Source organism: Microbacterium kyungheense (assembly GCF_006783905.1).
Taxonomy (GTDB): domain Bacteria; phylum Actinomycetota; class Actinomycetes; order Actinomycetales; family Microbacteriaceae; genus Microbacterium; species Microbacterium kyungheense.
Genome location: NZ_VFPE01000001.1, coordinates 1,220,797 through 1,247,304, shown reverse-complemented (window position 1 = coordinate 1,247,304; position 26,508 = coordinate 1,220,797). Strand labels below are relative to the sequence as shown.

The window sequence follows — 26,508 nt, the reverse complement described above, 5'->3', positions numbered from 1 at the left end:
CCCACGCGTCGAATCGACCATGCATCCCGGGCGTGTCGCGGCCCGCGCAGAGGCGTCGCTGCGGTCCGCCAGTCACGCCCGGTCTGCCGCTTCGCGCGCGCGGCGAAGGTCGGCGACCAGGCCGGCACGTGCCGCGTCGCGGTCGGCCGTGTCACGCGCGCGCAGGATCGCCGAGGGATGGATCGTCACGATCACAGGTGCCTGCGCCCCGTCGAGCGGGTGCCCCCGCTCCTCGCCGATCTTGACCGGACGGCCGAGCACCGATCGTGCCGCTGTCGCGCCGAGACAGACGATCGCCGCGGGCAGCACGGCCGCGAACTCGGCCTCCAGCCACGGCCGGCAGGCCGTGATGTTGCCCACATCGGGCCGCCGGTGGATTCGTCGCTTGCCGCGTTCCTCGAAGCGGAAGTGCTTGACGGCATTGGTCAGGTACACCTCGTCGCGCGCGATGCCCGCTTCCGCCAGCGCATCGTCGAGCACCCGTCCCGCCGGGCCGACGAATGGCTCGCCGTCGCGGTCCTCACGGTCGCCGGGCTGCTCCCCCACGAGCATGAGTCGAGCCGATGCCGTCCCTTCGCCGAACACGGCCTGGGTCGCGTCGCGCCACAGCTCGCAGCCGCGGCATCCCTGCACGGCGTCGCGCAGCTGCGTCACGTCCGCCGCCGGCGGCACCCAGGCCTCGGCACCTGGCCGTTCCTCGTCCATGCCGCGACCCTACGACTCCCCCGACTCGCGTCCACCGGCCTGGCGGCAGGGCGCAGCGACGAGTATCTTCCGCAGCCGGGCAGACACTCAGGCCTCCCGAGACACCCCGGCCGATCCCTCGCGGGAGCTCCGCGCACGCAGCACCTGCACCGCGACGCACAGCGCGACGGTCAGCGCACCCCACGTCGCACAGGCCGGCGGGAGCACCCGGTAGGCGAGATGAGCCGGCGTGAACGCGTCGTCGAACGGCCCGAAGGCCGCGAAGCCCGCTCCCCAGGCGACGACGAGCACGATCGGCAGCGAGAGCCACCACGCCGCCCGGATCCCGCGCGGCAGGACGCGGGCCGCGGATGCCGCCACCCGGCGTCGGATGAGCCACACCAGCATGAACGCGCCGAGGATCGCGAGCCCGAGTGCGCTCGACCCGTGCTGCAGCCACTTGTAGCCGGGCAACGGGCCCCATGACGCGGCCAGTCCCGGGAGCACGGACGAGCCCCAGCGCCCTTCGTGGGTGAACAGATCCCACACGATGTGGCTCACCACCCCGATCGCGAGCGACGCGACGAGCAGCAGCACGCCGATGACGCTCCTGCGCGCGCCTGGCCGCCCGGCGAGCGTCTCACCGAACGACGCGGACGCGCCGGCATCCCACTCCCCCGGCAGTCGTTCCGCGATCCATCGTGGCGAGAGCTCCCGCGCCGCCGGCCGCACCACGCACCGCCACAGCAGCAGCAGCGCGAAGGCGGCCGCCATCGTCACGGGCAGCCAGGCGAACGAGTGCGTGATCCCGTACGCCAGCGGCAGTCCGCGGACGAACAGCGGCAGATCGGGCGTCATGGCGCCGACGGCGATCGCCGCAGGCACGAGCGGCGTCCGGATGAACGGGAGCGCGACGACCGCGTGGCTCGGAGTGAACGGCATCCGCCCGGGTCAGCCGACGAACACGCCTGCGAGCGTCTTCTTGCCCCGGCGAAGCACCGAGACGCCACCGGGCAGGGAGCCCTGCACGGTCGCGGTGTCGTCGTCGACCTTGGCACCGTCCAGCGAGACCCCGCCCTGCGCGATCGCGCGACGCGCCTCGGACAGGCTCGCCACGAGTCCCGTGTCGACCAGCGCCTGCACCACCGGCGTCCCGAGCGCGACCGATGCGTTCGGCAGCTCCTCGAGCGCCTGACGCAGCGTCGACGCATCGAGCGCGGCGAGATCGCCCTGCCCGAACAGCGCCTCGGACGCCGCGATCACGGCGGCGGCGGCATCCGCACCGTGCACGAAGGTCGTGACCTCCAGCGCGAGGCGCTTCTGCGCGGCACGGCGGAACGGCTCATCGGCGACGAGGCGCTCGTAGTCCTCGATCTCGGCGCGCGTGAGGAACGTGAAGATCTTCAGTCGCTGGATGACGTCGGCGTCGTCGGTGTTGAGCCAGAACTGGTACATCCGGTACGGGCTGCACATCGCGGCATCCAGCCAGATCGCGTTGCCCTCGCTCTTTCCGAACTTCGTGCCGTCGCTGTTCGTGATCAGCGGCGTGCCGATCGCGTGCGCCGACACCCCCTCGACGCGGTGGATGAGGTCCGTGCCGCTGGTGAGGTTGCCCCACTGGTCGCTGCCGCCGGTCTGCAGCACGCAGCCGTACTGCCGGTGCAGCTCCAGGTAGTCCATGCCCTGCAGGATCTGGTAGCTGAACTCGGTGTAGCTGATGCCGGCGTCGGAGTTCAGTCGCGCGGCGACGGCATCCTTCTTGAGCATGGTGCCCACGCGGTAGTGCTTGCCGATCTCGCGCAGGAAGTCGATGGCGCTCATCGGTGCGGTCCAGTCGAGGTTGTTGACCATGCGCGCCGCGTTGTCGCCCTCGAAGCTCAGGAAGCGCTCGACCTGCGAGCGCAGGTAGCCGACCCACTCGGCCACCGTCTCCTTCGTGTTGAGTGTGCGCTCCGCAGACGGGCGCGGATCGCCGATCAGGCCCGTCGAGCCGCCGACGAGACCGAGCGGCTTGTGCCCCGCGAGCTGCAGGCGTCGCATCAGCAGCAGCTGCACCAGATTGCCGAGATGCAGACTGGGCGCCGTCGGGTCGAAACCGCAGTAGTACGTGATCGGGTCCCCGGCGAGCAGGGCGCGCAGCGCCTCCTGGTCGGTGGACACATGCACGAGCCCCCGCCACACGATCTCATCCCAGACGTTCTCGAACGTCGGGTCGTTGGCGGGTGCCAGTGCGCGCACGGACGGGTCCGCTGCGCTCACGATGGTTTCTGACACGCTGGCCAGGTTATCAGCGCAGGATGCCGCCTCCCGCCGCCGTACGGCCGGTCGGCGGGCCGGGGTCCGGGGTGCGTGCCAGACTTTCGCGCATGGCGCTGTTCCCTGACGCGATCCTCATCGCGATCCTGTCGATCTTCCTGTTCCTCGTGCTGTGCGGGGCGCTCGTGCTGATCGTGGTGAGCCTGCGGCGTCCGACCACGGTGCCCCTCGTGATCGCGGGCGCCCTCGTGACGCTCGGACTCGTGGTGGTGGCGATCTCGCCGGTGAAGATCCCCACGCTGATGGGACTCATGCTGGCCCTCCTCGGCATCGCCGTCGCCGTCCTCGGCGGCAACCCGGTCACCCGACGCGTGCTCGATGCCGCCACGGGCGGGCGCGTGCGCGAGACCGAGGACGGCGGCATCCTGCTGACCGTGCCCGCTGCCGAGGCCGGCGAGACCGAGGTGCGCACCCTCATGCGCGGCGGCACCGTGATCGGCTACCTGGAACGGGTGGCCGTCGTCATCGCGATCATCGCCGGCTATCCCGAGGCCGTCGCGGTGGTCGTGGCCGTCAAGGGCATCGGCCGCTTCTCGGAGCTCGCAGCCGCCGAGGCGCGGGAGCGCTTCATCATCGGCACCCTGGCGAGCCTGCTGTGGGCCGGCGTCGTCGGGGGTCTCGTGCGCCTCGCGATCTTCTGAGCCGCTACGGCTCGAGCAGCCGGAATCCCTCGACGACCGCGGCGGCGCCGGATGCCGTCAGCAGCTGCGACACGGCGGACTGGGTGATCCCCTCCTGCGCCGCCAGCTCACGCTGCGTCACTCCGAAGCAGCGCCCGTACGTCAGGCGACGAGTGCGCTCGGACATCGCGCCGATGAGCTGGTCGCGCGCGAGCAGGTAGGCATCGGCCCGCCGCGCGGCCTCGTGTGCGGCATCCGCCTCTTCATCATGGGCGACGACCCATGTGCGGGCGCTGGGCACCGTCCGCTGCTCCAGCGCGTGGACGTGATCGATCGCGGCACGCGCCGCCCACCATGCGGGCCCGTCCGGGATGTCGCCGGACGCGGAGGCCACGAGACGCGTCGCGCCGATGCCGAGTCCGAAGCGGCACTGGACGATGTCGGGCAGCGCGAGCTGCACCAGCAGGGTCGTGGCGAGCGCCGCGTCGAGGTCGGTGAACACCCCCTGCAGCTCATCCCCGACCGTCGGGCGCAGCGGGCGCTCGGCCACGGGGAGATCGCGCTCGACACGTACGATCGCGTCGTCGAGCGCGCGCTGTGCGGCGTCGCGATCGGGAAGGCGCCTCGATCCGACGATGTCGACCGTCATTGCCACCGGCATACGATCAGGATATCACTGATATTCCGGGAATATCAGTGATATACTTATCTTTGCGGGATATCAGAGTCCCAGCGCATGCGCGGCTGCCTGGACCCGCTGGACCAGTTCCGCCCGCTGCTCCGCCACCCTCACGGGCGCGGTGCCGCCGGCACCGGTGCGACTGGCGACCGAGCCTTCGACGCTCAGCACCTCGCGCACCTCGGGTGCGAGGTGCGACGAGACGGAGGCGAGCTGCTCGTCCGTGACCTCGTGGAGCTCGATGCCGCTCTCTTCGCACACGCGCACCAGGTGGCCCGAGATCTCGTGCGCGTCGCGGAACGGCACCCCGTGCTTGACCAGCCACTCGGCGACGTCGGTGGCCAGCGAGAAACCCTGCGGGGCCAGTTCGGCCATGCGCCCGGTGTGGAACCGCATCGTCGCGACCATGCCCGCGAACGCCGGCAGCAGCGTCTCGAGCGTGCGCACCGAATCGAAGACGGGCTCCTTGTCTTCCTGCAGGTCGCGGTTGTACGCGAGCGGCAGCGCCTTGAGGGTCGCCAGCAGGCCCGTCAGATTGCCGATGAGCCGGCCCGATTTGCCGCGCGCGAGTTCGGCGATGTCGGGATTCTTCTTCTGCGGCATGATGCTCGAGCCGGTCGAGTAGCCGTCGTCGAGGGTCGCGAAACCGAACTCGCGGGTGTTCCACACGATGATCTCTTCGGCGAAGCGCGACACGTCGATGCCGATCATCGCCGTGATGAACGCGAACTCGGCGACGACATCGCGCGACGCCGTGCCATCGAGGGAGTTCTCTGCCGGGCGCGCCAGCCCCAGTTCGCGCGCCACGAGCTGCGGGTCGAGGCCGAGCGTGGATCCGGCGAGCGCGCCGCCGCCGTAAGGCGACACCGAGGCGCGCACCGACCAGTCGCGGAGGCGCTCCAGATCGCGCACGAGCGGCCATGCGTGGGCCTGCAGATGGTGCGCGAGCAGCACGGGCTGCGCGTGCTGCAGGTGCGTGCGGCCGGGCATGATCGCGTCGGCGTTGGCCTCGGCCTGCGCGACCAGCGCGTCGACCAGACGCAGGATCTCGCGCGCGATCGTGCGCGAGTGGTCGAGCAGGTACATGCGCACCAGCGTCGCGATCTGGTCGTTGCGGCTGCGCCCCGCCCGCAGCTTGCCGCCGAGCTCGGCGCCGACGACGCCGATCAGCGCCTGCTCGAGCGCCCCGTGGACGTCCTCGTCGGATGCGGCCGGCCGCAGCGTCCCGTCGGTGACGCCCCGCGCGAGCACGTCGAGGCCGTCGTGCATGGCACGCTCCTCGTCAGCGGTGAGGTAGCCGGCCGCGGCCAGCGCCTTGGCGTGCGCGTGCGATCCGGCGATGTCGTAGAGCGCGAGGTCCCAGTCGAAATGGGTCGATCGGCTGAGCTCCGCCAGCTCGGGGGACGGCCCCGTCGCGAAACGGGCTCCCCACAGTGCGCCTTCGTTGGTGCCGTCGCCCTTCGATTCACTCACCCCGACAGCCTACCGAGGCCACGGCGTCGCCTCCGGTCGTCTCCCCGGTATCACCGACGCGGATCGACACCTCTACCGGCTCGGAGGAGGTGCATCGTGACCAGACAACGCCGTCAGGCGGTCGTCGTCGTCCATGGCATGGGCGAGCAGAGGCCCGTCGAGACCCTCAACGCGTTCAGCGAGGCCATCTGCCGGGAGGCGCCGTTCCACTCGCGGCCCGTGAAGTTCCAGGGCGACTTCGAGGGGCGGCTGCACATCGTCGAGGCCCGCAAGAAGGGCCGACCCGCGGCTGCCGACGAGGGATTCGACGTGCAGACGGACATCTACGAGTACCACTGGGCCCACCTCATGCAGGGCAACCGTCTGGACGACCTGTGGCCGACGTTCCGGCGGATCATGCTGCCGGCCACGACCATCCCGCAGCTGCTGGGAGCGGTGGCGCTGCTCGCGGTCGTGGTCGGTGCGGCGGGACTGCTGCTGTTCCCGCAGGAGTGGATGCCGGCCTGGTCGCCGTGGGCGCTGGCCGGGGTCGCGGCTGCGGGGTTCCTGGCCTTCTGTGCGACGCAGCTGCGGCGCGTGCCTCCCGGTCTGCGCGGGCTCTGGATCGTCATCTGGCTCGCGACCTTCGCGCTGGCGTGGGGTTTCGTGTCGATCCCCGGGTTCTCGAGCTGGTTCGGCGTCCCGCCCTGGGCGCAGATCGCGGCCGGCAGCGTCTCGGCCCTGGTGGTCGTCACGTATGCGATCAGCCGGCTGCTGCCCGGCTGGCTCGTGAAATACCTCGTGGACGTCGTCCGCTATCTCGACACATCGCCACGCTCGTTCGCGGCGCGACGCGAGATCCGCGCCGGCATCGTCGATCTGCTCCGCTCGCTGCAGGACAGCGGGGACTACGACCGCATCGTGGTCACCGGGCACAGCCTCGGCTCGTACATCGCGTACGACGCGATCTCGTACCTGTGGGCGACGACGGGCCACGGCCGGGCGTCGCTCAGCCCGCAGGATCTGGAGGACCTCGAGGCGGAGGCATCCGCTCTCGCCGCCGACACGACGCGGTCGCCGGAGGCGTACCGGCGCGCGCAGCGCGCGCTGTGGCTCGCGATGCGGGCGAAGGGGCATCCCTGGCTGATCTCGGATTTCGTGAGCTTCGGCAGTCCCATGAACTTCGCCGACCAGATCTACACCAAGGACACCGGCGAGTTCGAGGAGCGGAAGGCGCGGCGCGAACTGCAGTCGTGCCCGCCGCAGGGCGAGATCGTCGACGCCGACGACGAGCAGTGGCCGCCGGAGCACCGGCCGCAGGCGAACGGCCACCCGCAGTTCTTCTCGTACGTCACACACGACAAGCGGCGCCGAGACGACGGCAGCGAGTACGTGTGGCACACCCGTCGTCTGCACGAAGCGGCGGCGTTCGCGCCGGTCCGCTGGACGAACCTGTGGTACCCGGCGCACCTGCACTTCTTCGGCGACTGGTTCGGCGGTGGCCTGCGCAGACTGTACGGCCCGGGGATCTCCGACATCGCGCTCACCGGCGACACTCCGAGGTCGCGCATCCCGGGCTACGCGCACGGCGTCTACGTGACCACCCGCGACTACGACACGGACGGCGCGTTCGCCGCCGAATTCCGGCGTGCACTGGACCTGGAGTCCGGCGCCTGGCTTCCCCGGCCGCGCTCGACGCAGAGGACCGTGCCGACGGGCAACGGCCAGGCGGCGCCCGCGGTCCCGGTTCAGCCCTGACGGGATGCCGTGAGCGCCGGGCCGGAGCGCACGACGAGCCGCGCGACACGATCGACGACCCACTCCAGCGGACCGCGGCCGACCAGCAGCGCCCAGGCGGTGGCGAACGCGACGGTGCCGAGGGCGAACGGCCAGAACGGCGCGAGCTCACGGAAGCCGGCGAGGTCACGGGGGTCGCCGAGGAGCTGCGCCGCCAGGATCGCCCACACCCCGAGCTGCAGCGTGTACGCCGTGAGCGGCATCGCCCCCACCGCGCGCAGGGGAAGGACGACCCACCGCGCCGCGGTGCGGCACAGCAGCAGGCAGATGCCGATGACGGCGAGCGCGAACCCGCCGGACCCGATGATCTCCAGCAGGCCGGTCGAATGGGGTCGCGCGGTCCACACCGCTCCCCCGAACGACGACGCCTCCGCGTCAGGCGACGCGCCGGTGGCGGCATCCACCCCGTATCCGGCGATCGCGAGCACCGCACCCACCGTCACCAGCGACACCTGCACCCGCAGCCGGGTGATGCCGGCACGGGCGACGCCGAGGCCGGCGACCACGAAGGCGATCCACGTCGTGAACGGGTGGTGCCACCCGAGGACGAGGGACAGGTCGGAGCCGGTGCGCGTCTGCCAGAGCGGCAGCGCGTCGAGGACCACCTGGACGAACGGCATGACCACCGCAAGACCCGCCGCCACGGGCAGGAGCACTCGCGCGCTGAGAGCGGTCAACGGCACCGCGCACAGGAAGAGGATCGCGTAGGCGGGGAGGATCACATACACCGGCACGCCAGTGAGGATCAGCGCGGCACCCAGCAGCCAGAGCAGTCCCGCCCGCACCACGAGGCGCCGCCGGGCCGTGCGCATGGCCGCTCCGGTCAACGGTGCGGTGCCGCCCGTGACGAGCCCGATCGAGACGCCCGCGAGCGTCGCGAACAGGATCGACGACCGCCCCTGGAAGATCGCCGCCCAGGTGGAGGGCTCGGTCCACGAGAACGGCTCGGTGATCCACAGCAGGTGTGCCGCGAACATCCCGAGCACCGCGAGCCCGCGGGCGAGGTCGACACCGCCGACGCGCAGCGGGCCGTTGAGGCGCGACCAGCGCGTCGCGAGCCAGGGACCTCGCCCCCCGCCCGGCCCGCGCATCGGCTGACCCGGTTCTCAGCCCTGGCGCAGCAGCCAGACCAGCAGCGCCTTCTGGGCGTGCAGCCTGTTCTCGGCCTCGTCCCATACGACCGACTGCGGCCCGTCGATGACCTCGGCGTCCACCTCGTACCCCCGGTCGGCGGGCAGGCAGTGGATGAAGATCGCGTCGTCCTTCGCCAGGCCCATGGTCTCGCCGGTGACCTTGTAGGCGCCGAGATCGCGGAGCCGCTCGAGCTTCTCCTCCTCCTTGCCCATCGACACCCACGTGTCGGTGACGATGACGTCGGCGCCGGCGGCCGCTTCGAGCGGGTCGGTGTACAGCGTCACCGATCCGCCGGTCTCGGCCGCGCGACGATCGGCGTCGGCGATCACGTCGTCGCGCGGCGCATACGACTCCGGCGAGGCGACGCGGACGTGCATGCCCGCCGTGACGCCGGCGAGCACGTAGGAGTGCGCCATGTTCGACTTTCCGTCGCCGAAGAACGCGAGCGTGAGCCCGGCGAGCTCGCCCTTGTGCTCCTTGATCGTGAGCAGGTCGGCCAGCAGCTGGCACGGGTGGAAGTCGTCGCTCAGGGCGTTGACGACGGGCACGCGCGTGCCGGCCGCCATCTGCTCCAGACCCGACTGGGCGTAGGTGCGCCACACGATCGCGGCCACCTGCCGCTCGAGCACGCGGGCCGTGTCGGACGGCGTCTCTTTGCCGCCGAGCTGGCTGTTGGCGGTCGAGATGATGAGCGGCGACCCGCCGAGGTCGGCGATGCCGACGGCGAACGAGACGCGGGTGCGCGTCGAGGACTTGTCGAAGATCACGGCGACCGTCTGCGGACCCGCGAGCGCCTTGTTGGCCCACCGGTCCTTCTTGAGCTCGACCGCGAGGTCGAGGATCTCGGCCTGTTCGGCCTGCGTGAGGTCGTCGTCACGGAGCAGGTGGCGGGTCATGCGGGAACCTCCGTCGGGGTCTCGGGCACCAGGGCGTCCTCGACGGTGCGCAGCGCCGCCGTGAACAGGGTGATGAACTCGTCGATCTCGACGTCGCCGATCGTGAGCGCGGGCACGAGGCGGATCGACGTGTCAGTCGTCGCGTTGATGATGAGGCCGTGCTGCTGCGCCGCCGCGACGACGGCCTTGGCGACGGGATGCCGCAGCCCCACGCCGATGAGAAGCCCCAGGCCGCGGCATCCCTCGATCAACGGCGAGCCGATCCCCTCGATGGCGGCGCGCAGCTGGGCGCCCCGTTCGACGGCGTTCTGGAGGAGACCCGCGCGCTCGATCTCGCCGAGCACCGCGTCGGCGACGGCGGTGCCGAGCGCGTTGCCGCCGAACGTCGAGCCGTGCGTGCCCGGGTAGAACAGGTCGCTCGCCGCGCCGAACGTGATCATCGCCCCGATCGGGAATCCGCTGCCGATGCCCTTGGCGACGGTGATCGCGTCGGGCGTGATGCCCTCGTGCTGGAAGGCGAACCACTCCCCCGTACGGCCGGCGCCGGTCTGGATCTCGTCGACGATCAGCAGCGCGCCGTGGCGCTCGGTGATCTCGCGCGCCGCCTTCAGGTAGCCGTCAGGCAGCATCAGCACGCCGGCCTCGCCCTTGACGGGCTCGACGAACAGCGCGGCGACACGGTCGTCGATGGCCGCCTCGAGCGCCTCGACCGTCGAGTCGATGAACTCGACGCCCGGCGTCATCGGCAGGAACGGCTCCTGCATGTAGGGCTTGCCGGTCAGGGCGAGCGTTCCCATCGTGCGGCCGTGGAACGCGTCCTTCAGCGCGAGGATGCGGGGGCGGTCGGCGCCGTTCTCGCGGCTCTTGGCACCGTGCAGGCGGGCGAGCTTGAACGCCGCCTCGTTGGCCTCTGCGCCGGAGTTGCCGAAGTACACGCGACCGGCGTCGCCGGTGCCGGCCAGCCGCTTGAGCGTCGAGGCCAGCGCGAGCTGCGGCGGCGTCGCGAAGTAGTTCGACACCTGCACGAGCGTCGCCGCCTGGGTCGCCACCGCCTCGACGAACACCGGGTGGGCGTGACCGAGCGAGTCCACCGCGATGCCGGCGAGGAAGTCGAGGTACCGCTTGCCGTCCGCATCCCACAGGTAGGCGCCCTCGCCGCGCACGAACATCTGCATGCGAGCACCGAAGCTCTTCACGAGGTCGCGCGCCTCGTCGTCCTGCCACGTCATCCGAGCACCACCTCTGTTCCGATTCCCTTGCTGGTGAAGATCTCGACGAGCACCGAGTGCGGCACCCGCCCGTCGATGATGGCCGCGGTCTCGACGCCGCCCTCGACGGCCTCCAGGCACGCCGCCATCTTCGGGATCATGCCCGACTCCAGTCGCGGCAGCATCTCGCGCAGCTCGCCCGAGGTCAGGTGCGACACGAGCGAATCGCGGTTGGGCCAGTCCGCGTACAGCCCGGCGACGTCCGTGAGGACGACGAGCTTCGCCGCGCCGAGTGCGACGGCGAGCGCGGATGCCGCGGCATCCGCGTTCACGTTGAGCGAGTGGCCGGGGTTGTCGAGGTCGGGGGCGATGCTCGACACGACCGGGATCCGGCCCGCCTCGATCTGGTCGAGCACGGGCTGCGGGTCGACCTCGACGACATCGCCGACGCGACCGAGGTCGTGCTCGACCCCCTCGATGACGACACCCCGCCGACGGCCGCCGAACAGCCCGGCGTCCTCGCCGCTCAGCCCGGTCGCGACAGGACCGTGGGCGTTGATCTTCGACACCAGCTGCGGGTTGATCTGGCCCGTCAGCACCATGCGGACCACCGAGATGGCCTCGGTCGAGGTCACGCGGTAGCCGCCCTTGAACTCGCTCGGGATAGCGAGGCGGTCCAGCATCGACGAGATCTGGGGGCCGCCGCCGTGCACCACGACAGGCTTCACACCGACGTAGCGGAGGTACGCGATGTCGGCGGCGAAGGCGTCCTGCAGTTCCTCGGACACCATGGCGTTCCCGCCGTACTTGACCACGACGATCTGGTCGCGGAAGCGCTTGAGCCACGGCAGCGACTCGATGAGGGTCACCGCGCGGGCACTGGCCTCGCCGGGATCGGTCTCTTGAAGGTCGCTCATGAGGAGTACGCGCTGTTCTCGTGGACGTAGTCGTGGGTGAGGTCGTTGGTCAGGATCGTCGCCGATGCCGCGCCGACCTTCAGGTCGATGACGAGGTCGGTCGCCCGCGGCGTGAGGTCGACGTCCTCACGCGGCGCGTCGGGGCCGCCCTGCGAGCACACCCGCACGCCGTTCATCCAGACGTCGACGTCGTACGGATCGAAGGCGGCCTGCGTCGTGCCGATCGCGGCCAGCACGCGCCCCCAGTTCGGATCGTTGCCGAAGATCGCCGCCTTGAACAGGTTGTTGCGGGCCACCGAGCGGCCGACCTCGACGGCGTCCTCTTCGCTCGCCGCGTTCTGCACCAGGATCGTGATGTCGTGGCTCGCGCCCTCGGCGTCGCCCTGCAGCTGCTTCGCGAGGTCCTGACTGACCTCGGCGAGCGCGGACGCGAACGCGTCGAGGTCGGGCGTCACGCCGCTGGCGCCGCTGACCATGAGGGTCACCTGGTCGTTCGTCGACATGCAGCCGTCCGAGTCCAGCCGATCGAACGTGCGTCCCGTGGCCTGACGCAGCGCGGCGTCGGCCTGCGCTGCGGTGAGGACCGCGTCGGTCGTGATGACCACGAGCATGGTGGCGAGCCCGGGCGCCAGCATCCCGGCGCCCTTCGCCATGCCGCCGATCGTCCAGCCGTCGCCGGTGACCACCGAGCGCTTGGGGCGCGAGTCGGTCGTCATGATGGCGAGGGATGCCGCCTCGCCGCCGTCGGCCGACAGCTCGGCGATCCCCTGCTCGGTGCCGGCGAGCACCTTGGCGCGGAAGACCTCGTCGCCGGTGCCGATGAGGCCTGTGGAGCACACCAGCACGTCGCCGGCGCTCACCCCGAGCAGCTCGCCGGCCTTCTCGGCGGTCTGGTGGGTGGTCTGGAACCCGAACGAGCCCGTGAAGCAGTTCGCTCCGCCGGAGTTCAGGACGATCGCCTCGACGACGCCGTCCTGGATCACCCGCTGCGACCACATGATCGGGTTCGCCTTGGCGCGGTTGCTCGTGAAGACGGCGGCGCCGACCTTGAGCGGGCCCCGGTTGACGACGACGGCGACATCGGGCTTGCCCGTCGACTTGAGCCCGACGGCGACCCCCGCCGCTTCGAACCCCTGGGCTGCGGTGACGCTCACGGCGCGACTCCGTTCACTGTGAGCGCGGTGCCCTCGGGCAGACCCAGCGCGATGTTCATGGACTGCACAGCCGCTCCGGCCGTGCCCTTGACGAGGTTGTCGACGGCGGTGACGACGACCACACGGTTCGCCGCGCGGTCGATCGCGAGGCCGATGAGTGCGGTGTTGGCGCCGAGGACGTCCGCCGTGCGCGGGAACTGGCCCGCCGGCAGCAGCTGCACGAAGGTCTCGTCGCCGTAGGCGTCCTGCCATGCGGCGCGGATCTCGGCGTCGCTGACGCCCGGCGCGATCGGCGCGGTCGACGTCGCGAGGATCCCCCGTGCCATCGGCACGAGGACCGGCGTGAACGAGATGCGGATGCCCTCGTCCGGGGCGGACTCGGCACCATCGGTGCGCGCGCCCGCGCGTGCCGCGGCGAGCGCCTGCCGGATCTCGGGGATGTGCCGGTGGGTGCCCCCGACGGCGTACGGGTTCGCCGAGCCGAGGATCTCGCTGGCGAGGAGGTTGGGCTTCAGGCTCTTGCCGGCGCCGGAGGGACCGACGGCGAGCACGGTGACGATGTCGGAGGGATCGATGACCCCGGCCGCGACGCCCGGCGCGAGGCTCAGGCTCACCGTCGACGCGTTGCACCCGGGGGCGGCGATGCGCGACGCCCCGGCCAGCCGCTCCCGCTGCGTGGCCCCGGCGACGGGAAGCTCCGGCACGCCGTAGACCCAGGGTTCGTGGAAGTCCCCTCCGTAGAACGCGTCCCAGTCGGCGACCGACTCGAGGCGGTGATCGGCGCCCGCGTCGATGACGAGCGGGGTGCCGCCGAGCGCGTCGGTGTACTGGCCCGACTGGCCGTGCGGCAGCGCCAGGAAGACGATGTCATGGCCTGCGAGGATCTCGGGCGTCGTGTCCTGCAGCGTCAGATGGGCGAGCGAGCGCAGGTGGGGCTGGTGCTGGATGAGCGGCTGTCCCGCGTTCGAATGAGCGGTGACGGTGCGGATCTCGATATCGGGATGCGCGGCGAGGATCCGCAGGATCTCGCCGCCCGCATAGCCGGATGCGCCGCTGACGGCGACCGAATATGTCATGGATTCCACCTTAGAGTCTGGGTGCAGGGGCCGGAGACGGCGACGCCCGCTCGCAGACGTCCATGACGGACGGCGTGTGCGGGGTCGCCTAGAGTCGGCGCTGGCCCAGAGGGCGTCGGCGCGCGGGAGCGACGCTCGGGAAGAGCGTCGGGAGTCCCTGGGTCGCCGAAGGCATGCGCCGACGATAGCGGCTGCCCCGCCGCGGCGCCAAATCGACGGATTCACACGAAGGTCTTGACACAAAGTAGTTTGCGCTGCAAAGTACTTTGCATGAGCACCGACGATTCCGGGACCCGGGCCGACGCCGAGCGCATGTACGACCTCATGCAATCCCAGCGGCGCAGCACGCAGAGCCGCCTGCTGCGCGGGTACGCCGTGCTGCTGATCGTCTGGGCGGCAGCCTGGGCGATCGGCTTCGGCGCGCTGTGGTGCGGTCGCGACATCGGCGACGTGGACCTCCTGCCGACCGCCGTCGCCTGGATCGTGTTCGGAGCGTGCATGGTGATCGCGATCGTGTGGTCGATCGTCACCGGCGTCCGCAGCGGCGCGGGCATCCGCGGCCGGTCGCGCTTCCAGGGCATGCTGTACGGCTGGTCGTGGACGATCTCGATGGTCGGCACGTGGCTGCTGCTCGTGGGACTGCAGCGCGCGGGGCTGCCGGACGAGCTCGCAGCCCTGATCTACCCGGGCGCCTTCGCCCTCATCGTCGGAGTGCTGTACCTCGCCGGCGGTGCGCTGTGGCGCGCTCCCGTGCAGTATGCGCTGGGCATCGTCATCATCGCCGTCGCCGTCGCCGCGACGTTCGTGGGCACGCCGTACAACTTCCTCGTCTACGCGATCGCCGGTCCGTTCGCGATGATCGTCGTCGCCGTGCTGCTCGTGCGCGGACTGCTGCCCGTGGAGCCGCGCCGGGAGCAGGACCATGAGTGAGCTCGATCCGATCATCCACGCCCCCGCCCGTCTGCGGATCATGACGACGCTCGACGAAGCGCTGGCCGACGGCGACGAGATCGCGTTCCCCGCTCTCCAGAAGCTGCTCGACATGACGGCGGGCAACCTCACCACGCACCTCGCCAAACTCGAGGCCGCAGGCTACGTCGCGAGCACCAAGACGTTCGCCGGGCGACGGCCGGCGACTCTCGTGACCATCACCCCCGCGGGGCGCGCCGCCTTTCGCGCGTACCGCGTTCAGCTCCTCGATCTGCTCGGAGGCACCCGATGACCGTCCTCGTCCATGCTGAATCGCTCGTCAAGCGCTTCGGCGACGTGACCGCGCTCGACGGCGTGACCCTCGACATCCACGCCGGCGAGTGCGTGGGACTCCTCGGTCCCAACGGCGCCGGCAAGACCACGCTGCTCACACTGATCGAAGGGCTGCGGATCCCCACCTCGGGCACCGTGACGCTGTTCGGCGGAGATCCTCGGAATGCGGCATCCCGCATCCGGCTGGGCACCACGCCGCAGACCACCGCACTTCCGGAGGCGCTGAAGGCGCGCGAGGTGCTCGATCTGGTGGCGGCGCACTACCCGCGTCCGGCGCCGGCTGCCCGCATCATCGACGAGTTCGGCCTCGGCGACCTGCTGGCCAAGCAGTGCGGGGCGCTCTCGGGCGGGCAGCAGCGGCGGGTGGCCCTCGCACTCGCCTTCGTCGGCGACCCCGATGTCGTGCTCCTGGACGAGCCGACGACCGGCCTGGACGTCGACGCACGACGGCGGCTGTGGGATGCCGTCCGCGCCCGCAACGCGGCCGGCTGCGCGGTGGTCATGACCAGCCACCACCTCGAAGAGATCGAGCAGCTCGCCCAGCGCGTCGTCGTCATCGACGAGGGCGTCGTGCGCGCCGACGACACGCTCGCCGCGATCGTGTCCGGCGTCGCCCGTCGCCGGGTGACGCTCTCGGGACTCGACGCCGCACAGATCGAGTCGCTCGCGCCCGATGCGGCCGTGACGATCGACACCGAGGCCGGAACGGCCACCGCGGTGCTCGCGGACTCCGACGCGTTCGTCCGCCGGCTGGTCGCTTCCGATCTGCCCTTCTCGGGACTCGCCGTCCGCGGCGCCACGCTCGAAGAGGCGTTCCTCTCGCTCACGAAGGGAGCCGTGTGATGTCCGCGCTGACCCTCGCCGCCGTCCACACCAAGTACAGCCTGCTCGAGACCGCCCGCGTGCCGATCGCCGTGATCGGCTCGCTCGCCTTCCCCTCCCTCGCGTTCTGCCTGTTCGTGCTGCCGCAGCGGATGGTCGTCGACAACCCCGAGTTCGCGACCGCCGCCGTCGCGTCGATGGTGGTGTTCGCCTTCATGTCGGCGAGCCTGTTCTCGATCGGCATCGATCTCGCCGAACAGCGCGCGAAGCCGTGGGCGCCCTACCTGCGGACCCTCCCCGGCGCGCCGAGCGCCCGCATCGCGGGGCTCATGGCGTCGACGCTCATCGTCGCCGCGGCGGCCATGGTGCCGCTGCTCGTGATCGGGGCGCTGTTCACCGCCGCGGCACCGCAGCCGGCAGACCTGCTCGCCGCGATCGGCCTCGTCATCGTGACCGCCGTGCCGTCGGCGCTCATCGGCGTCATCATCGGCACCACGTGCGGCCCGAAGGCCGCGATCGCGGTGACGCAGGTCGCCATGTTCGTGCTCGCCTTCGGCGGCGGGCTGTTCCTCCCGCCGGTGATGTTCCCGGACTGGCTCGACGTCGTCTCGAAGCTCCTGCCCGTGCGGCAGGCGCGCGAGATCGTCGTGGGCGCAGCCCTCGGCACCGGCGCTCCGCTGTGGGCGCTGCTCGGGATCCTGGTGTGGACCGTCGTGCTCGGCGTCCTCGCCGTGTGGCTGTATCGCCGCGACGAGGGTCGCCGCTACCGCTGAGTCGACGAGGATGCGCCGAGCTCGCTCAGGAGCTCCAGCTCGTCGGACCGCGTGAGTCCCGCACGTCGCATCCGGTCGAGGCCGCGCGAGCGCTCGTCGGCGAGGGTGCGCTCCAGCGTGTCGCGCAGGGGTCGCAGTGATCCCCCGGCGAACCGGAAGACCTCGTTGCGGTGGCGCATGAATCCGGGCATGTCTGCCGGCAGCCACAGCGGCAGCGAGCGAGGGCCCGCCCAGTACGCGACGTCGTGATCGATGAGGAAGCCGTCCGATGCCGTCACCACAGCCCCGGAATGGCCGCCGACCTCCCGTGCCACCTCCAGCAGTCCGGCGAGGGTGCCGACGCCCCCCACGGCGTTCGCCGTGCCCGACCAGCGGTCGGCGCCGACGCGGATGACGAACTCGGCGACGTCGTCGACGTCGACCACCTGGGCATGGTGGCCGTCCGTCTCGGGTACGAGGACCGGTCCCGGCCCGGCGAGCGCGAACCGCGACACCCAGTAGCCGAACCGATCGGTGGGATCGCCCGGGCCGACGATGAGCCCAGGGCGCACGACCGCCGCACGGTCGCCGAGTCCGGCCCGCACCGCGTTCTCGGCCGCGACCTTGTCGCGGCCGTAGTCGGACTCGTCGCCCTGCGCCGTCGGCGGCAGCAGCTCGGCCGTCTCGTCCTGGCCCGGCGCATCCGCGCGCGCGTACGCCGACACGCTGGAGACGTAGGTCCAGTGAGCCGCCCGGGGTGCGAGCGCCCCGACGGCGGCCTGGACGTGCGCCGGGTTCGACGACACGTCGACGACCGCGTCCCAGTCCTGGTCCGCCACCGCGGCGTACGCGTCGGGCTCGTCCCGGTCCGCCACGACGAGCCTCGCGCCGTCGGGTGCGGCTCGTCCGCCCCGGGCGAGGCACGTGACGGCTGCTCCGGCATCCGTCCACGCCCGCGCCACCCGCCCGCTCAGCCAGCCCGTCCCGCCCAGGATCAGCACATCGGTCATGGCACCAGCCAACCAGGTGCGCACCGCGAAGGGCAGGCGTTCCGCCGTCGGCGGAACGCCTGCCCTCGCTCGGTGGATCAGTCGCGGATCGTGGCGCCGAAGCGCTCGGCGGCGACGGCGACACCCGCGAGCTTGGCCTCGGTCGCCTCCGCCGCGGTGAGCGTCCGGTCCGCAGCGCGGAAACGCAACGCGAACGTCAGGCTCTTCGCGCCGTCGGGAACGCCCTGGCCGCGGTAGTCGTCGACCAGTCGCACCGACTCCAGCAGGTCGCCGGCGCCCTCGGCGAGCGCTGCGCGCACGTCGGCGGCGGCGACATCCGCTCCGAGCACGAGCGAGACGTCCTGTGTGGCCGCCGGGAAGCCCGACAGCGACGCGGCGACGACCTTCTCGCCGGCGAGCGACAGCGCGAGGTCGAGATCGAGCTCCGCCACGACGACGCGTCCCGGAAGATCGGATGCCTCGGCCACTGCCGGCAGCAGCTCGCCGACGTAGCCCACCTCGGTGCCGGCGACGCTCAGCACCCCGGTGCGGCCCGGGTGCAGCGCGGCGCGCTCGCCCTGGGCCACTTCGATCGAGACGCCCGCGGCGGCGGCGATCGTGCGGACGGCGTCCAGCGCGTCGGCGAGCCCGGCCGACACCGGTGCCAGCCCGGGCTGCTTCGCGACGAGGTTGCCGGTCAGCAGCACGGCGACATGGCGGTGCTGCGGCGGGATCGAGGCATCCAGCTCCGCCAGCGTGGCGGCATCCGGACGCACCGCCAGCGGCGGCACGAACGACGTGCCGTACTGCACGCCGGGCTTGGGCAGGAAGACGAGGCCCGTCTCGAACAGCGCCAGGTCGGTCAGACCGCGCGACACGTTGCGATGCGCGACCTGCAGCAGCCCGGGGATCAGCGTGCGGCGCAGGAACGGAGCCTGGCCGTCGAGCGGGTTCGCGAGCTTCACGCTCGGCAGGTGCGCGCCGGAGGCGGAGCCGTGCAGATCGTTCTGCTCCTCGGTCGTGAAGCCGAACGACGGCGTCTCGACGTAGCCGGCCGCGGCGAGCGCGTTGGCGACGCGACGACGGCCGACCTGCAGCGACGTGAGCCCTCGGCCCGACGGCGGCAGCGGCAGGTGCGACGGGATGCGGTCGTACCCCTCGATGCGGGCGACCTCCTCGGCGAGCGTCCACTTGTCGGTGAGGTCGGGGCGCCACGACGGCGGGATGACCTGCCAGCCCTCGTCGTCCTCGGCTCCCACCACGTCGCAGCCGATGAGGCGCAGCGCCCCCTCGATCTCGCCCGGCGTGTAGTCGACGCCGATCAGGCGCTGCACGAACGTGGGCGGCAGGGCGATGCCCGGGATGAACACCTCCGCGAACAGCGCACCGCCGAGCTCGTCGTCGCTCGTCCCGCCGGCGTACTCGACCATGAGGTCGGCGACGCGGCGCGCGGCCACGAAGGGCACGAGCGGGTCCACGCCGCGCTCGAAGCGGCGCGACGCCTCGCTCGGCAGCTTGTGCCGCCGGGCGGTGCGCGCGATCGACACGGTGTCGAAGGTGGCGGCCTCGATGAGCACGTTGCGCGTGGTGTCGCTCATCTCTGTCGCACCGCCGCCCATGACGCCGGCCAGGCCGATCGGGCCGGACTCGTCCGTGATCAGGAGGTCCTCGGCGTCGAGCGTGCGCACCTTGCCGTCGAGAGTCTCGAGCTTCTCCCCCGCTGACGCGCGGCGCACGGTGATGCCGCCCTGCAGCTTGTCGAGGTCGTAGCCGTGGATCGGCTGGCCGAGCTCGACCATCACGTAGTTGGTGATGTCGATCAGGATGCCGAGGCTGCGGATGCCCGCGAGCGACAGCCGCGCGATCATCCAGGCCGGGGTCGGCTTGGTGGGATCGACGTCGCGGACCACGCGTGCCACGAACTCGGACGCCCCGACGCGACCGCGGATCGGCGCCTGGTCGTCGACGACGATCGGGAACCCGGAGCCGGGTGCGAGCTCTTCCCACGGCCGCTCGGCGGGGTCGCGGAAGGCGGCACCGGTCGAGTGCGAGTACTCGCGCGCGACGCCGCGGATGGACAGCGCGTATCCGCGGTCGGGCGTCACGTTGATGTCGACCGCGACGTCGTCGAGACCGAGCAGCGCGATCGCGTCGGTGCCGACGGGAGCGTCGATGCCGAGCTCGACCAGGCGCAGGATGCCGTTGTGCTCGTCGCCGAGCCCGAGCTCGCGCGCCGAGGCGATCATGCCGTCCGACACGTGGCCGTACGTCTTGCGCGCGGCGATGGGGAAGGGACCCGGCAGCACCGCGCCGGGAAGGGTCACCACGACTTTGTCGCCGGGGAAGAAGTTGTGCGCACCGCACACGATGCCGTGCACGGCATCGCCGCCGTCGGCCGCCGTCCCGCCGTCCGGCGCGACGCGCACCTGGCACCAGCGGATCGTCTTGCCGTTGGACTGCGGCTCCTCGACGAACTCGAGCACCTCGCCCACGACGATCGGACCCTGCAGCTCGAACCGGTGCACGTCCTCCTCTTCGAAGCCGACGCGCACGAGCGCCGCGAGGACGTCCTCGGGCGAGGCGTCAGCCGGGACGTCGGCGTACTCACGAAGCCATGAGAGCGGGACGCGCATCAGACCACCATTCCGAACTGCTCGCTGAAGCGGATATCGCCCTCGGCCATGTCGCGCATGTCCTGGACGTCGCTGCGGAACATGAGGGTCCGCTCGATGCCCATGCCGAACGCGAAGCCCGAGTACTCCTCCGGGTCGATCCCCGCCGCGCGCAGCACGTTCGGGTTGATCATTCCGCAGCCGCCCCACTCGATCCAGCGCGCGCCGCCCTTGAAGGTCGGGTGCCACAGGTCGAGCTCGGCCGACGGCTCGGTGAAGGGGAAGAAGTTCGCGCGGAAGCGGGTCTTCGCCTCGGCCCCGAACAGCACCTTCGCGGCGTGGTCGAGCGTGCCCTTCAGGTGCGCCATCGTGATGCCCTTGTCGACGACGATGCCCTCGAACTGGGTGAAGACGGGCAGGTGCGTCGCGTCGAACTCGTCGGTGCGGTAGACGCGGCCCGGGCACAGCACGTACAGCGGCAGGGCGCGCTCCAGCATCGAGCGCACCTGGACGGGGCTCGTGTGCGTGCGCATCACGAGGTGACGGTCCACCGGGTCGACGAAGAACGTGTCCTGCATCTGCCGCGCCGGGTGGTCGACGTCGAAGTTCAGGGCGTCGAAGTTGAACCACTCGTGCTCGAGCTCGGGGCCTTCGGCGATCTCCCACCCCATGCCGACGAAGATGTCGGCGATCTGCTCCTGCAGGAGCGAGATGGGATGCCGCGCACCCACGCGCGCGCGTGCCGCGAGCGCCGTGATGTCCACGCGCTCGGCTTCGAGCCGGGCGGCCGTCTCTGCGGCCGCGAGCTCGTCCTCCCGCGCCGCGAACGCCTGGTTGACGCGTCCGCGGGCCTGGCCGACGAGCTTGCCGAACTCGGCCTTCTTGTCGTTGGGCACGTCGCGCAGTCGCGCGTTGAGCTTCGCCAGCGGCGAGCCCTCGGCGGAGTGCGCGGACCGCGCCGCCTTCAGCGCCGCGGTGTCGGCGGCCGCCGCGATGGCCGCCAGCGCGTCGGTGACGGCGGCATCCACCGCCTCGGGCGTGATGTCGAGTGTTTCGGGAGCGTCGGACACGAGAGAAGAGTCTACCGACGGCACGGGTGGCCGCCGGCGCGTGCCGGCGGCGGACCCGTGTCGTCGCGACTCAGAACCCCTGGGCGTCGTACTTGCCGAAACCGCGCTGCGCGGCGATCGTCTCGGTGGCCGTCGTCGGCTCGCCGCCGTCGCCCATGTCGAGCGTCTGCACCTTCGGCGAGCGGCGGGTGCGCTTCTCGACGACGTAGGCCACGTACGAGAGGAGCAGACACATCGCGACGTAGATCGAGCCGCCGACGATCGCGGTCGGGATGAGCGGCGAGTGGTAGACCGCGTTCGACCCCAGGAGCTTGATGACGTAGAGCAGCTCGTGGTACGTGATGATGAACCCGAGCGCGGTGTCCTTCAGCGTCACGACGAGCTGCGCGATGATCACGGGCAGCATGGCGCGGATCGCCTGAGGCAGCACGACGAGACGCATCACCCCCGCCTTGCGCAGGCCGATCGCGTAGCCGGCCTCGCTCTGACCGCGGGGCAGCGACTCGACCCCGGCGCGGATGACCTCCGCGAGGACGGAGCCGTTGTAGGCGATGAGGGCGATCACGACCGCCCAGTACGGGGACATCTTGATGCCGACGACGGGAAGGCCGTAGTACAGCAGCATCATGAAGATGAGCACCGGGATGGCGCGGAGCACCTCGACGATCCAGCCGATCGGCACGCGCAGCCACGCGTGGTCGGACATCCGCCCGATCGCCAGAACGAAGCCCAGGATCAGTGCTCCCACAGCAGCCACCGCGAATGCGGCGAGCGTGTTCAGGACGCCCTCGCCGATCAGCACCCAGATCTGGCTGTAGGAGAAGATCTCCCACTTCTCGGGGCTGAACTGGCCCGTCGCGGCGAACCGCCAGATCACCCACGCGAACAGCGCGGCGACGACCAGGATCGTGACCGCACCCAGGATGCGGTTGCGGACGACCGCCCGAGGGCCGGGGACGTCGTAGAGAACAGAGCCGCTCATCGTGCGATCCTCCACTTGCGCTCGAGGATCCGTTGCAGCCACGCGAGCAGGAGCACCAGCGCCACGAAGATGACCATCACCCAGAGCAGGACGACGAGCTGGTTCTCACCCTGCTCGCTGAGCCAGGATCTGATGGAGCCCAGGTTCAGCACCGAGAAGCCCGCCGCGACCGTGGTGTTCTTCAAGAGAGCGATGAACACGCTCATCATGGGCGGGATGACCGACCGTGTCGCCTGCGGCAGGATCACGAACGACATGACCTGTCCGAAGCTCAGGCCCAGCGCACGCGCCGCCTCCGCCTGACCGACCGGGACCGTGTTGACGCCCGACCGGATCGTCTCGGCGACATAGGTGGCCGTGTAGATGCCCAGTGCGATCATCGGCAGGATGATGGGGTCGATGCGCTGGCGCAGCAGGATGGGCACGCAGAAGGCGAAGAAGAACATCACCAGCGTGAGCGGCGTGTTGCGGATCCAGTTGACGTACACCGCGCCGACCGCTCGCGCGATCGGGATGGGCGACACCCGCATCGCGCCCACGATGAACCCGAGCACCAGGGCGATCAGCCCGCCGCCGAAGAACAGCACGAGCGTGCCGCCGATGGCCTCGCCCCAGAGGTCGAGATGATCGGTGATGACGCCCATGTGGCTCCTTCCCATTCCTGCCGGAGGCGGTGACGGCGCCATCGCGCCGCCACCGCCGATCGATCAACCGACCGGGTCGACCTCGGGCTGCTCGGCCTTCACGCCCGACGCCCCGAGGTTGTTGTCGAAGATCTGCTGCCAGATGTCGTTGCCGTCGGTGAACATCGTGTTGATGAACTCCTGCATCGCCGTGTCGCCCTTGGCGAGGCCGACGCCGTAACGCTCCTCGCTGAAGACGTCGCCGACCACCTTGAGGTTGTCGGGGTCCTGCGCGGCGTAGCCGATGAGGATCGCCTCGTCGGTGGTGACCGCGTCGACCTGGCCGTTCTTCAGGTCCTCGACGCAGGCCGAGTACGTGTCGTACTCCTTGGTCTGCGCGGTGCCGAGGTCCTTGATGCGCTGGATCGAGGTGGAACCCGTCGCCGAGCACACCGTCATGTCGGACGTCAGCGAGTCGGGTCCGTCGATCGTGTCGTTGTCGGCGGCGACGAGCAGGCCCTGACCCGTGATGAAGTACGGGCCCGCGAACGAGATCTGCTCCTTGCGCTTGTCGGTGATCGAGTACGTGCCGACGTAGTAGTCGATGTCGCCGTTCACGATCGCCTGCTCGCGGTTCGCCGACGGGATGGCCGTGAACTCGATCTTGTCCTCGTCGTAACCCAGGGACGCCGCGATCCAGCGGGCGATGTCGATGTCGAAGCCGGTGCGCTCACCGCTCACCGGGTCGAGGTACCCGAGGCCGGGCTGGTCCTCCTTGACGCCCACCTTCACGCTCCCGCGCTCGGTGATGGCGTCGAAGGTCGGGCTGCCGTCGATGGAGACGTCCGTCGCGACCGTCCACGGAGTGCTCGACGTCTCTTCGTCGCCGCCGCCGTCCGTCGCATCCGGCTCCGCGCCGGGCGTGCCGCTGTTGCACGCCGTGAGGGCGAGGGCCGCGATCGCGATGCCCGCGAGCGCCCCGCCGATTCGTAGCTTGCGCATGTGATCCTCCAAGTCCGTTCCGTGTGTTCGTTCGTTCGTCGCGCCGGTGCGGGCGCGGACGTCAGTGGGTGAGCAGCTTGGAGAGGAAGTCCTTCGCCCTGCTGCTCTGCGGATTCGTGAAGAACTCCTCGGGCGTCGCCTGCTCGACGATCTGCCCGTCGGCCATGAAGACGACGCGGTCAGCCGCCTTGCGTGCGAACCCCATCTCGTGCGTGACGACGATCATCGTCATGCCGTCCTGGGCGAGGCCGACCATCACGTCGAGCACCTCGTTGATCATCTCGGGATCCAGCGCGCTCGTCGGCTCGTCGAACAGCATGACCTTGGGCTGCATCGCCAGGGCGCGGGCGATCGCCACGCGCTGCTGCTGACCGCCCGACAGCTGTGCCGGCAGCTTGGACGCCTGGTGGCCGACGCCGACGCGGTCGAGGAGCTGCTTGGCCAGCGCCTCGGCGTCGGCCTTCTTCGTCTTCTTGACCTTGATGGGCCCGAGAGTCACGTTCTCGAGGATCGTGAGGTGCGAGAAGAGGTTGAACGACTGGAACACCATGCCGACGTCGGCACGCAGCCCCGCCAGCGCCTTGCCCTCTTTGGGCAGCTCCTTGCCGTCGATCGTGATCGTCCCGCTCGTGATGGTCTCGAGGCGGTTGATCGTGCGGCACAGCGTCGACTTGCCCGAGCCGGACGGACCGATGACCACGACCACTTCGCCGCGGTTCACGGTGAGGTCGATGTCTTTCAGGGCTTGGAAGTCGCCGTAGTGCTTCTGGACATCCTTGATCACCACAAGGGGATCCCCGCGCCGCACCGAGATGTTGCTGGTCGGTGCCTGCTCAATACGCGGCGCGCTGTCGTCGGGCGTCATATCGCCACATTAGGGCCGGGTTCCGACCCGGTGCCAGAGCGCCACACGGGTCTTAACCGTGTTGTAACAGGCGCGCGGCGTCCTCAGCCCGCTGCGCGCTGCGCGAAAGCGGTCTCGTACAGGCACACGCTCGCCGCGGTGGCGAGGTTCAGCGACTCCGCCGCGCCGTAGATCGGCAGGCGCAGCGACAGGTCCGCGAGCGCCAGCGCGTCGTCTTCGAGCCCGCGCGCCTCGTTGCCGAAGAGCCAGGCCGTGGGCTGCGCGAGCAGCTCGCGCGACGCGAGGAAGTCGCCCCCGCCGACGTCGGCGGCGATCACCTGCACGCCGGCGGCGTGTGCCTTCTCGACAGCCGTGGCGAGGTCCACGCCCACGGCGACCGGGACGTGGAAGAGCGACCCGGTCGTGGCGCGCACGACCTTGGGGTTGTAGGGGTCGACCGTCCGGCCGGTCAGGACGACGGCATCCGCCCCCGCCGCGTCTGCGGCACGGATGATCGTGCCGAGGTTGCCCGGGTCGCGGACCTCTTCGCAGATCGCGACGAGCCGCGGAGACGCCGCGAACACCTCGCGCACGGACGTCGGCGCCTGTCGCGCGACCGCGACGATGCCCTGCGGCGTCACGGTGTCGGCCATCGCGTCGAGCACCGCCTCGGTCGTGTAGACGACCTCCAGTCCGGCATCCTTCGCGGCATCGCGCACGTCGGTGTGCTTGTCGAGGGCCGTCGGCGTCGCGAAGATCTCGACGAGGGTGTCGGGCCGGTACGCCAGCGCCTCGCGCGCCGCCTGCGGCCCCTCGAGCAGGAACAGCCCGGTCTCTTGGCGGGCACTGCGCTTGGTCAGCTTCGCGACGGCGCGGACACGCGGAGAGCGGGGGTTCTCGAGCACGGCATCAGTCTAGGGACAAGAAAGGGGCGCCCTCCGTGCGGAGGACGCCCCATTTCTGGACGGATGCCGGTGTCAGGCGCTCTTGGGAGCGTTGACGTTCTCGGGCAGAGCCTTCTTGGCGGTCTGGACGAGCGACGCGAACGTCTTGGGCTCGTTCACCGCGAGCTCGGCGAGCATGCGGCGGTCGACCTGCACACCCGCGAGGCCGAGGCCCTGGATGAACCGGTTGTACGTGATGCCGTTCTGACGGGCAGCGGCGTTGATGCGCTGGATCCACAGGCGGCGGAAGTCGCCCTTGCGCTTGCGACGGTCGCGGTACGCGTAGACGAGCGAGTGGGTGACCTGCTCCTTCGCCTTGCGGTACAGGCGCGAACGCTGACCACGGTAACCCGAGGCGCGCTCGAGGATGACGCGACGCTTCTTGTGGGCGTTGACGGCCCGCTTGACTCTAGCCATTTCGATTGATTCCTATTCGTGCGTCGGCGCGCTCAGCGACCGAGGAGCTTCTTGGCGACCTTGGCGTCACCGGGAGCGAGGACCTGCTCCTGCGACAGACGGCGGGTACGGCGGCTGGGCTTGCCCTCGAAGTTGTGGCGAAGGTTCGCCTGCTGCTTCATGAGCTTTCCGCTGCCGGTGACCTTGAAGCGCTTCTTGGCGCCCGAGTGGGTCTTCTGCTTCGGCATCTCTTCTTCCTTCGTTTCACTTCCCGCC

General features: G+C 70.7%; 27 protein-coding genes. 6 read left to right on the top strand and 21 right to left on the bottom strand.

Annotated elements, in window-relative coordinates; translation table 11 throughout:
* Positions 1–72: 72 nt before the first annotated feature.
* The 3 genes from FB391_RS05545 to tyrS form a co-directional block, all read right to left on the bottom strand.
* Positions 73–705, bottom strand: coding sequence for a UdgX family uracil-DNA binding protein (locus tag FB391_RS05545; protein ID WP_141893382.1), 633 nt, complete (start codon positions 703–705; stop codon positions 73–75).
* 87 nt (positions 706–792) lie between these two features.
* A complete protein-coding gene (locus FB391_RS05540) occupies positions 793–1,626 on the bottom strand; it encodes a DUF4184 family protein (protein ID WP_141893380.1) in 834 nt (277 codons plus the stop codon).
* 9 nt (positions 1,627–1,635) lie between these two features.
* Positions 1,636–2,958 (bottom strand): tyrosine--tRNA ligase, encoded by a 1,323-nt coding sequence (gene tyrS, locus FB391_RS05535; protein ID WP_141893378.1) that lies wholly within the window; start codon positions 2,956–2,958, stop codon positions 1,636–1,638.
* A gap of 92 nt (positions 2,959–3,050) precedes the next feature.
* On the opposite strand from tyrS, the gene FB391_RS05530 reads away from it, so the two are divergent.
* Entirely contained in the window at positions 3,051–3,641 is a 591-nt protein-coding gene (locus FB391_RS05530; protein WP_141893376.1) for a hypothetical protein, read from the top strand.
* A 4-nt stretch (positions 3,642–3,645) separates the two neighbouring features.
* Here FB391_RS05530 and FB391_RS05525 read toward each other — a convergent pair whose 3' ends face one another.
* Together FB391_RS05525 and argH are read right to left on the bottom strand one after the other, a co-directional pair.
* Positions 3,646–4,281, bottom strand: coding sequence for a SatD family protein (locus FB391_RS05525; protein ID WP_141893374.1), 636 nt, complete (start codon positions 4,279–4,281; stop codon positions 3,646–3,648).
* A 60-nt stretch (positions 4,282–4,341) separates the two neighbouring features.
* Positions 4,342–5,772 carry an argininosuccinate lyase gene (gene argH / locus FB391_RS05520; protein WP_141893372.1) on the bottom strand — a complete coding sequence of 477 codons (1,431 nt, stop codon included), beginning with the start codon at positions 5,770–5,772 and terminating at the stop codon, positions 4,342–4,344.
* Between the two features lie 96 nt (positions 5,773–5,868).
* Here argH and FB391_RS05515 point away from each other — a divergent pair, with 96 nt between their 5' ends.
* On the top strand, positions 5,869–7,509 hold the full coding sequence (locus tag FB391_RS05515) for a sulfite exporter TauE/SafE family protein (RefSeq protein ID WP_141893370.1): 1,641 nt from the start codon (positions 5,869–5,871) through the stop codon (positions 7,507–7,509).
* Here FB391_RS05515 and FB391_RS05510 read toward each other — a convergent pair.
* From FB391_RS05510 to argC, 6 genes are read right to left on the bottom strand one after another with little or no spacing between them, the layout of a single operon-like run.
* Positions 7,500–8,639, bottom strand: coding sequence for a DUF418 domain-containing protein (locus FB391_RS05510; protein WP_141893368.1), 1,140 nt, complete (start codon positions 8,637–8,639; stop codon positions 7,500–7,502). The genes FB391_RS05515 and FB391_RS05510 overlap by 10 nt on opposite strands.
* A 15-nt stretch (positions 8,640–8,654) precedes the next feature.
* On the bottom strand, positions 8,655–9,578 hold the full coding sequence (gene argF / locus FB391_RS05505; protein WP_141893366.1) for an ornithine carbamoyltransferase: 924 nt from the start codon (positions 9,576–9,578) through the stop codon (positions 8,655–8,657).
* Entirely contained in the window at positions 9,575–10,807 is a 1,233-nt protein-coding gene (locus tag FB391_RS05500; RefSeq protein WP_141893364.1) for an acetylornithine transaminase, read from the bottom strand. The genes argF and FB391_RS05500 overlap by 4 nt, the downstream gene beginning before the upstream one ends.
* Complete coding sequence (argB, locus tag FB391_RS05495; RefSeq protein WP_141893362.1) at positions 10,804–11,703, bottom strand: acetylglutamate kinase; 900 nt, start codon at positions 11,701–11,703, stop codon at positions 10,804–10,806. The genes FB391_RS05500 and argB overlap by 4 nt, the downstream gene beginning before the upstream one ends.
* On the bottom strand, positions 11,700–12,857 hold the full coding sequence (gene argJ, locus FB391_RS05490) for a bifunctional glutamate N-acetyltransferase/amino-acid acetyltransferase ArgJ (protein WP_141893360.1): 1,158 nt from the start codon (positions 12,855–12,857) through the stop codon (positions 11,700–11,702). The genes argB and argJ overlap by 4 nt, the downstream gene beginning before the upstream one ends.
* Entirely contained in the window at positions 12,854–13,933 is a 1,080-nt protein-coding gene (argC, locus tag FB391_RS05485) for an N-acetyl-gamma-glutamyl-phosphate reductase (RefSeq protein WP_141893358.1), read from the bottom strand. The genes argJ and argC overlap by 4 nt, the downstream gene beginning before the upstream one ends.
* 270 nt (positions 13,934–14,203) lie before the next feature.
* On the opposite strand from argC, the gene FB391_RS05480 reads away from it, so the two are divergent.
* The 4 genes from FB391_RS05480 to FB391_RS05465 are packed head-to-tail and all read left to right on the top strand — an operon-like array spanning position 14,204 to position 16,791.
* Positions 14,204–14,863 (top strand): hypothetical protein, encoded by a 660-nt coding sequence (locus FB391_RS05480; protein ID WP_141893356.1) that lies wholly within the window; start codon positions 14,204–14,206, stop codon positions 14,861–14,863.
* Complete coding sequence (locus FB391_RS05475) at positions 14,856–15,155, top strand: transcriptional regulator (RefSeq protein ID WP_141893354.1); 300 nt, start codon at positions 14,856–14,858, stop codon at positions 15,153–15,155. Before FB391_RS05480 ends, FB391_RS05475 begins: the two co-directional genes overlap by 8 nt.
* On the top strand, positions 15,152–16,039 hold the full coding sequence (locus tag FB391_RS05470) for an ABC transporter ATP-binding protein (RefSeq protein ID WP_141893352.1): 888 nt from the start codon (positions 15,152–15,154) through the stop codon (positions 16,037–16,039). The genes FB391_RS05475 and FB391_RS05470 overlap by 4 nt, the downstream gene beginning before the upstream one ends.
* On the top strand, positions 16,039–16,791 hold the full coding sequence (locus FB391_RS05465) for an ABC transporter permease (RefSeq protein ID WP_141893349.1): 753 nt from the start codon (positions 16,039–16,041) through the stop codon (positions 16,789–16,791). Before FB391_RS05470 ends, FB391_RS05465 begins: the two co-directional genes overlap by 1 nt.
* Here the strand turns inward: FB391_RS05465 and FB391_RS05460 are convergent.
* The 10 genes from FB391_RS05460 to rpmI all read right to left on the bottom strand — a co-directional run bounded on the left by FB391_RS05460 (position 16,782) and on the right by rpmI (position 26,480).
* Complete coding sequence (locus FB391_RS05460; RefSeq protein WP_141893347.1) at positions 16,782–17,780, bottom strand: NAD-dependent epimerase/dehydratase family protein; 999 nt, start codon at positions 17,778–17,780, stop codon at positions 16,782–16,784. The two genes, FB391_RS05465 and FB391_RS05460, sit on opposite strands and share 10 nt — an antisense overlap.
* 77 nt (positions 17,781–17,857) lie before the next feature.
* Positions 17,858–20,392, bottom strand: a complete 2,535-nt coding sequence (gene pheT / locus FB391_RS05455; protein ID WP_141893345.1) for a phenylalanine--tRNA ligase subunit beta — start codon at positions 20,390–20,392, stop codon at positions 17,858–17,860.
* Positions 20,392–21,441: a phenylalanine--tRNA ligase subunit alpha gene (gene pheS / locus FB391_RS05450; RefSeq protein WP_141893343.1), complete on the bottom strand. Its 1,050-nt coding sequence runs from the start codon at positions 21,439–21,441 to the stop codon at positions 20,392–20,394. The genes pheT and pheS overlap by 1 nt, the downstream gene beginning before the upstream one ends.
* A gap of 70 nt (positions 21,442–21,511) precedes the next feature.
* Complete coding sequence (locus FB391_RS05445) at positions 21,512–22,423, bottom strand: amino acid ABC transporter permease (protein WP_141893341.1); 912 nt, start codon at positions 22,421–22,423, stop codon at positions 21,512–21,514.
* On the bottom strand, positions 22,420–23,067 hold the full coding sequence (locus FB391_RS05440) for an amino acid ABC transporter permease (protein ID WP_141893339.1): 648 nt from the start codon (positions 23,065–23,067) through the stop codon (positions 22,420–22,422). Before FB391_RS05440 ends, FB391_RS05445 begins: the two co-directional genes overlap by 4 nt.
* 63 nt (positions 23,068–23,130) lie before the next feature.
* A complete protein-coding gene (locus FB391_RS05435) occupies positions 23,131–24,048 on the bottom strand; it encodes a glutamate ABC transporter substrate-binding protein (RefSeq protein ID WP_141893337.1) in 918 nt (305 codons plus the stop codon).
* A gap of 61 nt (positions 24,049–24,109) precedes the next feature.
* A complete protein-coding gene (locus tag FB391_RS05430) occupies positions 24,110–24,913 on the bottom strand; it encodes an amino acid ABC transporter ATP-binding protein (protein WP_141893334.1) in 804 nt (267 codons plus the stop codon).
* An 83-nt stretch (positions 24,914–24,996) separates the two neighbouring features.
* Positions 24,997–25,797, bottom strand: a complete 801-nt coding sequence (locus FB391_RS05425; RefSeq protein ID WP_141893332.1) for a TrmH family RNA methyltransferase — start codon at positions 25,795–25,797, stop codon at positions 24,997–24,999.
* A 72-nt stretch (positions 25,798–25,869) separates the two neighbouring features.
* Positions 25,870–26,253: a 50S ribosomal protein L20 gene (gene rplT, locus FB391_RS05420; protein WP_045297244.1), complete on the bottom strand. Its 384-nt coding sequence runs from the start codon at positions 26,251–26,253 to the stop codon at positions 25,870–25,872.
* Positions 26,254–26,285: 32 nt separating this feature from the next.
* Positions 26,286–26,480: a 50S ribosomal protein L35 gene (gene rpmI / locus FB391_RS05415; RefSeq protein WP_045297246.1), complete on the bottom strand. Its 195-nt coding sequence runs from the start codon at positions 26,478–26,480 to the stop codon at positions 26,286–26,288.
* Positions 26,481–26,508 lie beyond the last annotated feature (28 nt).

What these genes read in the sequence shown, in the direction of transcription:
- argB (WP_141893362.1), bottom strand. Translation starts at nt 11,703, where the DNA reads ATGAGCGACCTTCAAGAGACCGATCCCGGCGAGGCCAGTGCCCGCGCG.
- pheT (WP_141893345.1), bottom strand. Translation starts at nt 20,392, where the DNA reads ATGCGCGTCCCGCTCTCATGGCTTCGTGAGTACGCCGACGTCCCGGCT.
- FB391_RS05470 (WP_141893352.1), top strand. Translation starts at nt 15,152, where the DNA reads ATGACCGTCCTCGTCCATGCTGAATCGCTCGTCAAGCGCTTCGGCGAC.
- FB391_RS05440 (WP_141893339.1), bottom strand. Translation starts at nt 23,067, where the DNA reads ATGGGCGTCATCACCGATCATCTCGACCTCTGGGGCGAGGCCATCGGC.
- FB391_RS05460 (WP_141893347.1), bottom strand. Translation starts at nt 17,780, where the DNA reads ATGACCGATGTGCTGATCCTGGGCGGGACGGGCTGGCTGAGCGGGCGG.
- FB391_RS05465 (WP_141893349.1), top strand. Translation starts at nt 16,039, where the DNA reads ATGTCCGCGCTGACCCTCGCCGCCGTCCACACCAAGTACAGCCTGCTC.
- FB391_RS05540 (WP_141893380.1), bottom strand. Translation starts at nt 1,626, where the DNA reads ATGCCGTTCACTCCGAGCCACGCGGTCGTCGCGCTCCCGTTCATCCGG.
- FB391_RS05530 (WP_141893376.1), top strand. Translation starts at nt 3,051, where the DNA reads ATGGCGCTGTTCCCTGACGCGATCCTCATCGCGATCCTGTCGATCTTC.
- FB391_RS05475 (WP_141893354.1), top strand. Translation starts at nt 14,856, where the DNA reads ATGAGTGAGCTCGATCCGATCATCCACGCCCCCGCCCGTCTGCGGATC.
- FB391_RS05525 (WP_141893374.1), bottom strand. Translation starts at nt 4,281, where the DNA reads ATGCCGGTGGCAATGACGGTCGACATCGTCGGATCGAGGCGCCTTCCC.
- FB391_RS05545 (WP_141893382.1), bottom strand. Translation starts at nt 705, where the DNA reads ATGGACGAGGAACGGCCAGGTGCCGAGGCCTGGGTGCCGCCGGCGGCG.
- argF (WP_141893366.1), bottom strand. Translation starts at nt 9,578, where the DNA reads ATGACCCGCCACCTGCTCCGTGACGACGACCTCACGCAGGCCGAACAG.
- FB391_RS05435 (WP_141893337.1), bottom strand. Translation starts at nt 24,048, where the DNA reads ATGCGCAAGCTACGAATCGGCGGGGCGCTCGCGGGCATCGCGATCGCG.
- FB391_RS05430 (WP_141893334.1), bottom strand. Translation starts at nt 24,913, where the DNA reads ATGACGCCCGACGACAGCGCGCCGCGTATTGAGCAGGCACCGACCAGC.
- FB391_RS05480 (WP_141893356.1), top strand. Translation starts at nt 14,204, where the DNA reads ATGAGCACCGACGATTCCGGGACCCGGGCCGACGCCGAGCGCATGTAC.
- rplT (WP_045297244.1), bottom strand. Translation starts at nt 26,253, where the DNA reads ATGGCTAGAGTCAAGCGGGCCGTCAACGCCCACAAGAAGCGTCGCGTC.
- FB391_RS05510 (WP_141893368.1), bottom strand. Translation starts at nt 8,639, where the DNA reads ATGCGCGGGCCGGGCGGGGGGCGAGGTCCCTGGCTCGCGACGCGCTGG.
- FB391_RS05500 (WP_141893364.1), bottom strand. Translation starts at nt 10,807, where the DNA reads ATGACGTGGCAGGACGACGAGGCGCGCGACCTCGTGAAGAGCTTCGGT.
- FB391_RS05445 (WP_141893341.1), bottom strand. Translation starts at nt 22,423, where the DNA reads ATGAGCGGCTCTGTTCTCTACGACGTCCCCGGCCCTCGGGCGGTCGTC.
- rpmI (WP_045297246.1), bottom strand. Translation starts at nt 26,480, where the DNA reads ATGCCGAAGCAGAAGACCCACTCGGGCGCCAAGAAGCGCTTCAAGGTC.
- argC (WP_141893358.1), bottom strand. Translation starts at nt 13,933, where the DNA reads ATGACATATTCGGTCGCCGTCAGCGGCGCATCCGGCTATGCGGGCGGC.